The sequence below is a fragment of the Aliterella sp. E5.1 genome (genome assembly GCF_057473825.1).
On record NZ_JBYCCV010000101.1, the window covers coordinates 1 to 12,557 of the forward strand.

The 12,557-nt window shown below is 41.8% G+C and carries 8 protein-coding genes and 1 pseudogene; 4 read left to right on the forward strand and 5 right to left on the reverse strand.

Annotated features, from left to right (window positions below; translation table 11 throughout):
• Window positions 1-245: 245 nt before the first annotated feature.
• Window positions 246-1,112 (forward strand): carboxylating nicotinate-nucleotide diphosphorylase, encoded by an 867-nt coding sequence (nadC, locus tag AC2VE5_RS20770; protein WP_486889586.1) that lies wholly within the window; start codon window positions 246-248, stop codon window positions 1,110-1,112.
• A gap of 197 nt (window positions 1,113-1,309) precedes the next feature.
• Window positions 1,310-3,073 (forward strand): arginine--tRNA ligase, encoded by a 1,764-nt coding sequence (gene argS / locus AC2VE5_RS20775; RefSeq protein WP_486889587.1) that lies wholly within the window; start codon window positions 1,310-1,312, stop codon window positions 3,071-3,073.
• Here argS and def read toward each other — a convergent pair whose 3' ends face one another.
• Window positions 3,074-3,598, reverse strand: coding sequence for a peptide deformylase (def, locus tag AC2VE5_RS20780; RefSeq protein ID WP_486889588.1), 525 nt, complete (start codon window positions 3,596-3,598; stop codon window positions 3,074-3,076).
• Between the two features lie 17 nt (window positions 3,599-3,615).
• Window positions 3,616-4,806 carry an HhoA/HhoB/HtrA family serine endopeptidase gene (locus AC2VE5_RS20785; protein WP_486889589.1) on the reverse strand — a complete coding sequence of 397 codons (1,191 nt, stop codon included), beginning with the start codon at window positions 4,804-4,806 and terminating at the stop codon, window positions 3,616-3,618.
• Window positions 4,807-5,040: 234 nt separating this feature from the next.
• Between AC2VE5_RS20785 and dnaA the strand changes: the two genes are divergently transcribed.
• On the forward strand, window positions 5,041-6,447 hold the full coding sequence (gene dnaA / locus AC2VE5_RS20790) for a chromosomal replication initiator protein DnaA (RefSeq protein ID WP_486889590.1): 1,407 nt from the start codon (window positions 5,041-5,043) through the stop codon (window positions 6,445-6,447).
• Window positions 6,448-6,958: 511 nt separating this feature from the next.
• On the forward strand, window positions 6,959-8,146 hold the full coding sequence (gene dnaN / locus AC2VE5_RS20795; RefSeq protein WP_486889591.1) for a DNA polymerase III subunit beta: 1,188 nt from the start codon (window positions 6,959-6,961) through the stop codon (window positions 8,144-8,146).
• Between the two features lie 5 nt (window positions 8,147-8,151).
• On the opposite strand, the gene AC2VE5_RS20800 is transcribed toward dnaN, so the two are convergent.
• The 3 genes and pseudogenes from AC2VE5_RS20800 to AC2VE5_RS20810 all read right to left on the reverse strand — a co-directional run.
• The gene (locus AC2VE5_RS20800) at window positions 8,152-9,027 is read right to left on the reverse strand and encodes a lipid kinase (RefSeq protein ID WP_486889592.1); all 876 of its coding nucleotides are present in this window, start codon (window positions 9,025-9,027) and stop codon (window positions 8,152-8,154) included.
• Between the two features lie 81 nt (window positions 9,028-9,108).
• A complete protein-coding gene (locus tag AC2VE5_RS20805; protein WP_486889593.1) occupies window positions 9,109-11,931 on the reverse strand; it encodes a glycerol-3-phosphate acyltransferase in 2,823 nt (940 codons plus the stop codon).
• A 28-nt stretch (window positions 11,932-11,959) separates the two neighbouring features.
• Window positions 11,960-12,427, reverse strand: a pseudogene (locus AC2VE5_RS20810) (aldo/keto reductase); the annotation flags it as partial.
• Window positions 12,428-12,557 lie beyond the last annotated feature (130 nt).

The window sequence follows — 12,557 nt, forward strand, 5'->3', positions numbered from 1 at the left end:
AGTTTCTCTGACGAAGACTATAGTGCTTTTTTTTGGCTTTTCAACTATAATTTTTTCATGGTTCGGCGTGCCTTCTGGTTCGCTCCGCTTTCGCTTCCCTCTCCAGCGCTTTATTAATCTATCAACTACCTATTGGTTTGTCAAGGGTTTTGGTAAAAGAAATTTGGAGTTTCTTTAAAAGTCTTGCGTAGCAAGGAATGTAGGCTAAAATTATCTGAGAGTTTTAGAGAAAAAGCGATTGAGTTGTGAGTAATGTTGCTGGTTTGCCTCCTTGGGTAGTAATAGATCCTTTAATACAGAGTTGGCTAGTAGAAGATATTGGTAGGGGCGATCGCACTACACAAGGTTTATTGGCAGGAAAAGCAAACACTGTAAAAGCTTTGTGGGTGGCTAAGGCATCAGGAGTAGTTGCGGGTTTACCATTGGCAAAGAGAGTATTTCAGCTTTTGGATGCAGAAGTCAGCTTTGTGGCGATTGTTCGTGAAGGACAATGGTGTGAGGAAGGAGAGCAAGTAGCAAAGATTGATGGGGCGCTAGAGGGCTTGCTTACAGGAGAAAGGGTAGCTTTAAATTTAGCAATGCGGTTGAGTGGAATTGCGACTTTAACGTGCGTTTATGCAAAGCAAATTGCAGATTTACCTGCTCGATTGGTGGACACGCGCAAAACTACACCGGGTTTGAGAATGCTAGAAAAGTATGGGTCACAGCTAGGAGGCGCGGTAAATCATCGAATGGGACTGGATGATGCGGTGATGATTAAAGATAATCACATTGCTGCGGCGGGGGGAATTGGAGAAGCGATCACCCAAATTCGTAGCAATATGCCCTATCCACTGACAATTGAGGTAGAAACGGAATCTTTAGAGCAAGTAGAAGAAGCTTTGCAGCATGGGGTGGATATTATTATGCTAGATAATATGCAGCCAGAGTTGATGGTTGTGGCGGTGAAGAAGATTCGCGATCACAATAGCGGAATTAAAATTGAGGCTTCAGGCAATATTACTTTAGATAATATCCGTGCTGTAGCTCTGACGGGCGTGGATTATATTTCTACCAGTGCGCCGATTACTCAATCGAAATGGTTGGATTTGAGTATGAGAATTTGCTTATAGCGAACTCATCCCACCTAGGGCTTTAACTCTAGGATAATAGCTAAAGTCGGTTTAAACAGACTGAATAAATCTTTTTAAGTGGTTGGGCGATCGCGTGGAGCTAGGCTTGACAAAACTAACCAGCTTAGATGTTGCCAAGTAGTTATGAGGATTAAAGTTAGAATGTTCCTCACTGATTATTTTAAGTTTTTTATTTTATGAATAATACGGTAGAGCAGCTAAAAGTTAGATTTGAGCAGGCTTTGAGTGCCGCTTTTGGGGATGAATATGCAAAGATCGATCCCTTACTAGAAAAAGCAAGTAATCCTAAATTTGGTGATTATCAGTCAAATATTGCTTTGTCTTTAGCGAAACGGTTAGGACAGCAACCAAGAAAAATTGCTGAACAAATAATTCAAGAGTTAGATGTCATTAATATTTGTGAAACCCCGCAAGTAGCGGGTGCTGGATTTGTAAATTTGACTTTACTACCAAGCTACTTAGAAACACAGCTAAAAAATGCTTATGTAGATTCGAGATTAGGGATTTCTGGAGCAAAAACACCCAAGCGAGTAGTAGTGGATTTTTCCAGTCCTAATATTGCGAAGGAGATGCACGTTGGACATTTGCGATCAACAATAATTGGCGATAGTATTGCCCGCGTATTGGAGTTTCTTGGTCATGATGTCTTGCGGTTGAATCATGTAGGCGATTGGGGTACTCAATTTGGAATGTTGATTACCCACTTGCGTGAGGCTGAATCAGTTAATGATTACGATTCACTAGATTTAGGAGAGTTAGTTGAGTTTTATCGGGAATCTAAAAAAAGATTTGACGATGATGCTGAATTTAGAGAGCGATCGCGTAAAGCAGTTGTAGACTTACAGTCAGGTGATAAGGAAGCAAAGATTGCTTGGGAATTTCTCTGTAATAAGTCTCGGATAGAATTTGAAATCATTTATGCCCTGCTAGATGTCCGTTTTGATGAAGAACGGGGTGAATCTTTCTACAATCCTTTGCTGTCCTTAGTTGTAGAAGATTTAGATAAGGCTGGATTGTTAGTAGAGGATGGGGGGGCTAAGTGTGTTTTTCTGGAGGGGTTTACTAATAAAGAAGGCGAACCACTGCCTTTAATCGTTCAAAAATCCGATGGCGGGTACAACTATGCAACAACCGATTTAGCCGCAGTACGTTACCGAATTGAACAAGATAAAGCTAATCGCCTAATTTATGTGACGGATGCTGGACAAGCAAACCATTTTGCTCAAGTTTTTCAGGTAGCTAGACGTGCGGGTTGGATTCCAGAAACCGTAGAAATTGACCACGTACCTTTTGGATTAGTACAGGGAGAAGATGGCAAAAAATTGAAGACGCGCTCTGGAGAAACGGTAAAACTAAAAGATTTGTTGGATGAAGCGATTGTTAGAGCGCGTGCGGACTTAGAAAACAGGTTGCAAACGGAGGAGCGCCAAGAAACTGAGGATTTTATTGCTAATGCAGCTAAAGTAGTTGGCATTAGTGCGGTTAAGTATGCAGACCTTAGTCAAAACCGTACCAGTAATTACATTTTTAGTTACGACAGAATGCTGGCACTACAAGGGAATACTGCGCCCTATATGTTGTATGCTTACGCGCGGATTCAAGGAATTAGCCGTAAGGGGGAAGTTGATTTTGAGCAGTTGGGAGACAGTGTTGATATTTTGTTACAGCATGAAACAGAGTTGACCCTAGCAAAGCATTTGCTGCAGTTTGATGATGTGATTAATGCTGTAGGACAAGATTTGTTTCCTAATCGTCTATGTGAGTATTTGTTTCAACTAAGTCAAAAGTTTAATCAATTTTATGATCGCGATCGCGGTGTTCCGGTTTTAAATGCCGAAGAACCTTTGCGGACATCTCGATTGGTACTATGTAATTTGACGGCTAGAACCTTGAAACTAGGATTGTCTTTATTGGGGATTCAAGTTTTAGACAGGATGTAGTTAAGTGATTAGTTTTTGGTATTCTTGCTCGGTAATTAGGTCTTGGGTGCTTTGCAAGCGGTCTACAAATACTATGCCATCGAGATGATCTAGTTCGTGTTGAAAAATTCGCGCGACAAAATCGGTTAATTCTTGCTTGTGCAATTTTCCAGTGCGATCGCTATATTCAACTTCAATGGCTTGATATCTTGGTACTAACCCCCTAATTCCGGGAATGCTCAAGCAGCCTTCCCAACCAGTAACTAATTGCGAGGAATTAGCCAGAATTTGCGGGTTAATCATTGCTGTTGGCTCTATTTCTGGCGCGTTGGGGTAGCGAGGATTGGGACGAGAAGCAACTATGAATAGGCGATCGCGCGAACCCACTTGTGGCGCTGCAATCCCTACGCCATTAGAAGCAATAACTGTGGCTAGGAGGTTATCAATTAAGCTCTGAACTTGGGAAGAATGAATATTATCAACATTTTGAGCTTGAGAACGCAGGATGGGATGACCGAGTTGAATAATTTCTAAAATTTCTGACATAGTTAAGAGTAAATAAATTAGCGATCGCGTTGCGTGGGTAGAGATTCAAGTTTTACTGATACTTGCTCGGATTTTTGACCGCGTTGGACTTCCATTGTTAATTGACTTCCGACATTACTACGCTCTACTAATTGCTGCACTTGATCGGTTTTAGTTAGAGGTTGATTGTTAATAGATTGAATTACATCCCCAGCTTGCAAACCAGCGTCATCGGCGGGAGAATTGGGAACTACACGAACTAGCAAAATTCCTTGCTCTGCTTCTACGCGAATACGTCCGCGCGATTGAGTCTCTAACTGTTCTTTGAGTTCTGGGGTTAAAGTTAACATCTGAACGCCTAAATAAGCGTGTTCTACTTTCCCGTTAGTAATAATTTGCTGGGATATTCCTTGAACAGTATTAATGGGAATCGCAAATCCCAAGCCTTGAGCGCCATTAATAATTGCTGTATTCATTCCAATAACTTCACCACGAGCGTTTAGTAGAGGTCCGCCAGAATTTCCTGGATTAATTGCTGCATCAGTTTGAATAAAGCCAACTCTTTTATCAGAAACTCCAATATCACTACTCGATCGGTCGGTAGCGCTCACAATTCCCGCCGTTACAGTATTATCTAACCCTAAAGGATTGCCGATCGCAATTACCCATTCTCCAGGTCGCAATCCGTCGGAATTACCTATAGGAATAACTGGGAGGTCATTAGCTGCAATTTTAATTACAGCTACATCGGTAACTGGATCTTCCCCTAATACTTCTCCTTTAAAAGTCCGACCATCTTTGAGGGTGACGCTAACGGTATCAGCGCCATTTACTACGTGAGAATTGGTTAAGATTTGTCCATTGGCATTAACAATAAATCCCGAACCAGTACCGCGTTCTACGCGCCTAGAAGGCGGAGCAGAACCAAAAAACCGCCGCATCATCGGGTCGTCAAATTCATCGGTTTGGTTGCTAACTGTCCGGGCGGCGTTAATTCTGACTACCGCCGAGCCTACTTTCTGGACTGCTGTTACTACAAAGTTTGGATCGGTGGGGTTAATATCTACCGGGCGATCGCTTTGGTTGATTGGATTAACTGGAGGTTCTGGTGTAGTCGAAGTTTCACGGTTTTGGGGCAATCTAGGTAAAGCACAACCACTCAAAAACATGATTGGAAGTAAGGTTAGTAAGTAAAGGCGCGATCGCTTAAAAAACATTTGATTTTGCATAGCTAGAAAAAGGGAGTGGCTCTGATGGGGGGAAAAACTGCGGCTTCGCATTTGTCTTTAGTTCTCTATAAAAAAAATTTTTTGAGTAGTAATATGCTCAGTAAACCAGTGTTTGCAGCTACTTACAGTCTATATTCGCAAGTGTTGTTAGCTAAACCGATTGATTGCGCTGATTTTTGCTAGATTGGTTGCTTATCTGTATTTCTTATTGTGACAGTTGCGAGGTAGTTAGCAGTGGAACTTAGCCTTGAGACTCTTTGGAGTCAGGTATTGGAACGCTTACAAGTACAATTGAGCCGACCTACCTTTGAAACTTGGATTAAAACTGCTAGTGCAGAAAAACTAGAAGATAATTGCCTAGTTATTTGTACGCCCAACCCTTTTGCACGTAACTGGCTGCAAAAATATTACATTCAAACTTTGGCGGATGTTGTTCAAGATATTCGCGGTTGTCCAACAGAGATTCTATTTACTGTTGCTAATAGCGAGGCGGTTAATTCTTTTATGGAGGCGGAGCCTAGCAATACGCCAATTGAACCACTGGGCAAGCAAGAAAATGGCTTAAGCGATCGCACTTCGGGACAATTTAGCGATCGTGCTAGACCTCCAGCCTTAAATCTCAAATATGTATTTTCGCGCTTTGTAGTTGGCGCTAACAGCCGTTTAGCTCATGCGGCGGCGTTGGCTGTAGCCGAATCTCCAGGACGAGAATTTAACCCTTTATTTTTGTGTGGTGGTGTGGGACTAGGCAAAACTCACCTCATGCAAGCGATCGGTCATTATCGTTGGGATATTAATCCCGATACAAATATATTTTATGTTTCTACTGAAAAATTTACTAACGATTTGATCGCCTCAATTCGGAAAAATAGCACCCAAAGTTTTCGAGATCTGTATCGTGCTGCGGATGTATTGCTAGTAGATGATATTCAATTTATTGAAGGTAAAGAATCAACTCAAGAGGAGTTTTTTCATACTTTTAATACTTTGTACGAAGCAGGTAAGCAAGTAGTCATTGCTTCCGATCGCCCACCTAATCAAATTCCACGTTTGCAGGAGCGTTTGTGTTCGCGCTTTTCTATGGGATTAATTGCTGATATTCAAACGCCAGACTTGGAAACGAGAATGGCAATTCTCCAAAAGAAAGCAGAATACGAAAATATGCGCTTACCTAGAACAGTTATTGAATATATTGCCTGTAACTATATTTCTAATATTAGAGAACTAGAAGGCGCTTTAATTCGGGCTGTTGCTTATATTTCAATTTCTGGCTTACCAATGACGGTAGAAAATTTGATTCCAATTTTAAATCCAGCCCTGGAAAACCTTGAGGCTTCACCAGATACAGTTTTAAAGGTTATTGCTGATGAATTTGATATTTCTCTTGAAGACTTGAAAAGTATTTCTAGGCGGCGAGAAATTAGCTGGGCGAGGCAAATTGGGATGTATTTGATGCGCCAACATACTGATTTGAGCTTGCCAAAAATTGGTGAGGAATTTGGTGGAAAAGACCACACCACCGTAATGTACAGTTGCGAGAAAATTGCTCAATTACGCACTAATGATTCGAGCTTGGGGCAAACTTTGCGGCAATTAAGCGATCGCATTAATCTTGCTGTGCGATCGCAAAATTTATCGTAAATTCTCGCAATTATGAATTTGCTGTAAACAAATATTAAGAAAATTTATGCTGTGGAAAACTCTAAATTTTCTGTGGAAAACCTGTTAGTAACTCTGTGGAAAACTATCACCTAACTGTGAAAAACTACGACTGAGGTTAATTGCTCTGTGGAAAACTCAAGTTTTTTTCCACAGGTTTTCCACAGGCTATAGATAGTTCTAAAATATACCTGGTAAGCATTTCAAAAAGTTTTCCACATTTTCCACAGCCCCTACTACTACTATTTAAAATAATTATTAATTTTAGTAGTAGTCTTCAATTAAGAGAATTAAGAGTAATTGATAGTACAGGTATACTATACAATAGACGTGCTAGGATACTTTTCTAAACCAATCGAAGCAAGACCCCTGAAGTGATTTGTTGGTATTAGATACAGAAAAAAGCTTTTGAGAAAACCTAAAGCTTAGTGTTTTCTTTTTTTGGACAGAAAAAGTAGTTAGCAAGTACAGTTTTACAGAGCATGACATCGTGATGAAATTAGTTTGCAGTCAAACGCAATTAAGTACCAACCTTTCCCTAGTAAGCCGCGCTGTACCTTCACGCCCAACCCATCCAATTTTGGCGAATGTTTTGTTGGTTGCAGATGTTGAAACCCAGCAGGTGAGCCTAACAGCATTTGATTTGAGTTTGGGCATAAAAACTAGCTTTGCTGCCGAAGTTATAACCGGAGGTGCGATCGCCTTACCTGCTAAACTGCTAAACGATATTGTTTCACGCCTGTTGGAAGGTGAAATTGAGCTAGAAGAAACTAGCGTTGCACCTTTAGGAATTACAATTATTTCAGCTTCAGGGCGTTATCAAGTACGCGGGATGGAAGTAGAGGAATTTCCCGAACTACCAATAATTGAAGCGGGAGAAGCAGTTTATTTACCAGTAGAAGCGTTTATTGAAGGGTTGCGTTCAACTTTATTTGCGACTAGCAGTAATGAATTAAATCAGTTACTAACAGGGCTGCACATCATTGTAGGGCAAGAAACATTAGAATTTGCAGCTACAGACGGACATCGTTTAGCAGTGGTAGAAACTCCTAACACCTTAGAAGTACCAGTAGCATCTTCAATCTTAGAAGTTACAATACCATCGAAATCTTTGCGCGAATTGGAAAAAATGCTGAGTATGGGAGATTCTGCGGAAAGTTTGCGAGGGGATGCTCCCTCCGCAAACCTTTCTAAGAAGACAGAACCCCTAGCCATGCAGTTTGACCAAGGACAGGTAATATTTGAGTGGGCAAATCGACGTTTGACAAGTCGAGTCTTAGAAGGGCAATATCCCGCTTATCGTCAACTGATACCGCGTCAATTTGAGCGCCAAGTTACAATAGAGCGCAAGCTGTTAATTAATGCCTTAGAACGCATTGCAGTGATTGCAGATCAAAAACAAAACATTGTCAAGTTTAGCCTTGACGATATTAATCAACAAATAGCTCTGTCTGTAGAAACTAGAGATATTGGCAGTGGTAGGGAAGTTATCTCTGTTTCAAGTTCTGGGGAAGACTTAGAATTTGCCTTTAATATTAAATACTTGATGGATGGATTGAAAGCACTTCCCACCAACGAAATTCAAATGCAAGTCCATACTGCAACTAGCCCAATAATTTTTACCCCATTGGGTAGTTTAAAAATGACTTACCTAATTATGCCCGTACAAATCCGCGTTTAATAGTTTTATGATTTAGGTACTAAAACAGCGATCGCTTTAGGAATCACTCGAAAACAAGCCGGAGTATAGGTAGTTATCTCACCATCAGTATTAATCGGCAGATGTTTGCGAGTAGATACCTCAAACTCTTGCCCGTGCAATGAGCGGACGCTAGATAACTGTGTATGAGTTCCTTTACGCATAGTCGGCAATAAAAATAACATTTGCCACCAATGACGCAACTCTAAACTATATAAGTCTAAGGTTTGGTCGTCAATAGTCGCATCTTGAGTTACCGTCATTCCGCCCCCATAGTAGCGACCATTCCCTACAGCAATTTGGACAGTTTTTACCTGGATAGATTTGCCATTGAGACAAATTTCTGCCCGAAAAGGGCGAGATTGCCAAATAACTTGAATTGCCGTAGCACCGTAAGCCAAAACTCCCCAACGGCGTTTAGCTTCTTTGGTCAGCTTTTGAGTAATTTGTACGCTCAATCCTAAACTAGCGACATTAAAAAAGTGCTTGCCATTGACCCAGCCTAAATCTATCCGCCGAGTGTGACTAGAAGCAATAACCTCACAAGCTTCAACAATAGAAGTTGGAATACTTAGAGTTCGAGCTAAATCGTTCGCCGTACCCAAAGGTAAAACACCTAAAGGTAACTGAGTATCAACTATCCCATCTACCGCCGCATTCAAAGTCCCATCACCACCGCCAACAATGATCATATCCACTTGCTGGCGGTAATTACGAATCGTATCTGATACCTTTATCGGATCTTCTATCGACTCCTCTATTAGTTCTAAGCCGAGGCTTTTTAATTGCTCAATAGCTTGGGATAGATTTTTCTGTCCGTGGCGAGAATGACGATTGACTAATAACAATGCTCGGCGACTCATAATTTAGCCCTGGCAATGGGTGCGTACAGACAAGATAATTAGTAGCAATTATCCTCTTTATAGAGGCGCAAATATCAACAACTACAGCAATTCGACAATTCCTAGCTGTCCATCAATACGGACGCGCTGACCATTTTTAAATAGTGTCGTGGCATTAGAAACATCCATTACCGCCGGAATACCATACTCACGTGCCACGATCGCACCATGAGATAATCGTCCTCCTACTTCCGCAATTAACCCACCTGCGGAGGCTAGTATGGGCGACCAACCAGAATCAGTATAAGGTACAACTAAAATCGTTTCCCTGGTTATTTCTCCAACTCCTTGCAAGTTCCGCACTACCAATACATAACCTTCAACTTGTCCCGCACTTGCACCAATACCTTGCAACCTTGAAGTAATAGGAGCCGAGGAGGGAATAATTGTAGCTGGAGCTTGACCGTAAACTAAGGCAGGAACAGGATCTATATCGCTATCGTTCGTATATTGTGATCGCCTTTTAGCCATCAATTTCTTGATCCTATCCCCATATTTAAAGCGTTTAACTTCTTCTAACTCCAAAAAAAAGATATCTCCTGATGGTAACAGCCATGTTTTTTCTAAAGCCACAAACCGCCACCTCAGCAACGCTAATAACCGACTATAAACTTCTGTTACCCTACCTTTAAGATCTACACGCTCTTGTACAAACCCTTTTTTTGGCTTGTTTTTAAGCTTTTGGGCTTCATTTTCCCCCGTAGCCATCCGCATAAACAACTCTTTAACTATTTGGGGTTCTTCCCGCCAGGTGGAAACCGCAATATCTGTACCTACTTCGCTGAGATAACCGTATTGCATTACTAATTGCTCAAACTGCTGTACGATCTCTCGTCCTGAAGCAGTTTGCGCCAATTCCTCAAAACTTACTATTCCTAGCTTCCGCGCTTCTGTTGCTAAACGTGCGATCGCATTTATTGCCGATACTTCTGGAGTTTGACTATTATCAATATCTTTATCTTGGACTTTAAACACTGCTTGGCGCAAAGCTGCACTCAAAGGAGCCAAAATACTGTAATAAGTTGCTTTTTTCAGCAACTCCAAAATTAAATCTACTTCCTCTAGTAATTTTTGTGGAGATTCGGCAGTTAAATCTCTCTCTAACCGCCCTAAAGCTGGGGAAAAATGAAATCGATAATCGCGCTCGAAATCTTTTTTTAGCTTCAATTCCCGCCCCAAAAGCCTCATCAATCCTGGTACATTTTGCAAAGTAGATAATATCGGCGGCTTACTAAACTTTGCTCCCCTAGTTAAAAACTCTAAGCTTTCTTCTGGTAAACCCATGCGCCGAAAAATCTCCCCTAACAAGGAAGCATTAAAATAAGCGCGAGAATAGTGCAACGTGGCGGTGGAATTAAAATCTAATCTCGCAGCGCGACTTCCCAAAACAATTGTAAAAATCTCTCCCCACACGCCACAAGTTAAAGGACGATTAATTGACCAAGTTAAGGGACGAATTAACCCCGGTATGACTTCGGAGGCAATCTTGCGCGTCCAAATCGGCAGTAGTGTTGTAATAGGGCGAGATTGCAATAACCACATTTCGCCATCATAACTCCATTCAATATCTTGAGGAATAGAGCGATCGCCTGATTCCAAATGTCTCGCCAAAAATGCTACTTGCTTAATTAATTGCTGTGGCACATCTCCCGTACCCTCAACTATTATTTCTACATCTTTCGGCAATATCCAGCTACTCCCCATTGCCATAGCTGGAGCAATATAAACGCGATATTGTTCTGGTGTTACTTGCCCGGAAACTACTTTTGTTGCGTCCCCCGGTAACGCCTCAATTACAACCCAATCGCCTGTACGGGCAATAGGATCGCGACTAAACGCTACTCCAGAAAATACCCCTTTGACTTGTTTTTGAATTAAAACTGCCATTGAATCCTCCGCCATCGAGCGATCGCGGCGATAATCTATAGCGGCGGGATTGTCGTAAGAATCTATGACGCGAGAAATTGCCCGGCGCAACTGGGCTTGACTTGTAACGTGCAAAACTGTCTCGTACTGTCCGGCGGCAGAAGCAGATTCCGAATCTTCCCCTACTGCCGAAGATCTTACTACTAATGGCTCGGCGGCGGAGGGATGCAAAAAGGCAACGATGGGTTCTAAATCATCCCCCGCCGGAAGTACCCACCCTGGCGGTACGGGATAACCTAAGCGCTTTAATTTCGATAAAGTAGCAGCTTTTTGACCAACTTTTTGAACTTCTAACTTGGCATCTAAAGAAACTATCGCCTTACTCCCTTGAAAAAATCGAAACGTAGTTTGAGATTCTGCTTGTCCAGCTTCGGGTGATAAATCTAAATCGTCAGGCAGTTTTTTGTAAATCCAGCCCAAAATTACCGCCAAAGAAATTGCTGCTACAATCCGCCCGGAATCGTTGGCGTGTAACAACATAGTTAGCACAGGAAATAAGACTAAAACTCCCATTCGCCCTAACTCTCTTTCCCGCAACATAGTAAAACCAATGCCGCCAATCAAAAATGATAACCCAGCAATGCGCCAATCATGGACAGCATAGCCCCAAACAACATTAGTTGCCCCTGCACCTTTGCCAATCCAATACCTACCCATTACTAGCGTAATTAAGGCAATTATTTCCCAAGTCGGATTCGTGGGGAAAAAAGTACGGGCAAGTAATACCGCAATAATTCCTTTCGCCGCTTCTGACATAACGGCGAGTATCCCAGCAACTTTGCCGCCGTGATAAAAAGCTGCGGAGACGCTAATATTACCTGTACCGACTTTTGTTAACTGCTTGCCAGAAATTGCATAAGTAAACCAAGCAATTAACGGTAATCCGCCTAATAGAGGCAGGATGAAAAAAATAACCAACGCGCCCCAAACTTCGAGCATCTTAAATACTTATGTCACTGAAGTTATTTTAAGCCCCAGTTTCATTATCGATCTGCTGTACTTCCTCAGTTGATAAGCTAACTTGGGCAGACTTTACGGAGTCTTCAATACTTGAAACTCTACTAGCACCAGGGATTGGGACGATACATGGTGACTTTGCCCTTACCCATGCGAGAACGATCGCATATACCGATACTCCTTTATCTTTTGCCATGGATGCGATTACTTTTATATCTTCTAATTTGCTGACTCGACGGCTACCACCTAAAGGACTCCAAGGTAAAAAAGTCAGTTTTTCGCGATCGCAATACTCCAGCACTCCGTCAAATTCTGGCTGGCGATGCCAAGGATTATACTGATTTTGTACAGAAACTATATCAACTACCTCACGAGCGCGTTTAATTTGCTCTACAGAAAAGTTAGAAACGCCTACAAACCGAACCAAGCCTGATTTTACTGCTTCAGTTGCAGACTTTAAGGATTCCTCAATTGAGTATTTATACTAAGTTGCGGTCAGAGGTAGTATTTGAAGATGAGGGAAGAAAGTCATTGAACGCAGGCGCTCACTATTAGAAGAAAGTTCAAGTAAGCCTTGGCAAAGTACATCTTCTACCTGTTCAAGGGAT

Excerpts from the sequence above, each read along its gene's own strand:
- AC2VE5_RS20800 (WP_486889592.1), bottom strand. The coding sequence starts at position 9,027 with ATGAGTCGCCGAGCATTGTTATTAGTCAATCGTCATTCTCGCCACGGA.
- argS (WP_486889587.1), top strand. The coding sequence starts at position 1,310 with ATGAATAATACGGTAGAGCAGCTAAAAGTTAGATTTGAGCAGGCTTTG.
- AC2VE5_RS20785 (WP_486889589.1), bottom strand. The coding sequence starts at position 4,806 with ATGCAAAATCAAATGTTTTTTAAGCGATCGCGCCTTTACTTACTAACC.
- dnaN (WP_486889591.1), top strand. The coding sequence starts at position 6,959 with ATGAAATTAGTTTGCAGTCAAACGCAATTAAGTACCAACCTTTCCCTA.
- def (WP_486889588.1), bottom strand. The coding sequence starts at position 3,598 with ATGTCAGAAATTTTAGAAATTATTCAACTCGGTCATCCCATCCTGCGT.
- AC2VE5_RS20805 (WP_486889593.1), bottom strand. The coding sequence starts at position 11,931 with ATGCTCGAAGTTTGGGGCGCGTTGGTTATTTTTTTCATCCTGCCTCTA.